The 306-nt window shown below is 61.1% G+C and carries 1 pseudogene; it reads right to left on the minus strand.

Annotated elements, in window-relative coordinates:
- Positions 1-306: pseudogene (locus tag LO50_RS23325) on the minus strand (hypothetical protein); the annotation flags it as partial.

The raw sequence follows: 306 nt of genomic DNA on the forward strand, positions 1-306 counted from the left end.
TCGGGGCGGCCCGTGCGGCGGTCATGTGCCGCCGTGGTCGGGTCGTTTGCGCGGTGTTTCTCGAACAGCGGGATATCCGGCAGAGGGCGACCAATGTCCATGTAGTTCTGCAGAAAGTCCCAGGCGGCGAAGTGCGGCGCCATGCTGGAGTCCTTGGGCACGATGGGGGAAAGATTAATGGCCAGGTCGTGATAGCGATGAACCAGATGCAACTGATGCCAGATCAACCCCTGGCGGTCGGGGCCGCTGCTGATATAGGCATCGAACTCATGAAAGGGGTTGGTGAACTCACCGATGGTGCCGCTG

This window comes from Stutzerimonas stutzeri, from assembly GCF_000935215.1.
In the GTDB taxonomy this organism is placed as follows: Bacteria; Pseudomonadota; Gammaproteobacteria; order Pseudomonadales; family Pseudomonadaceae; genus Stutzerimonas.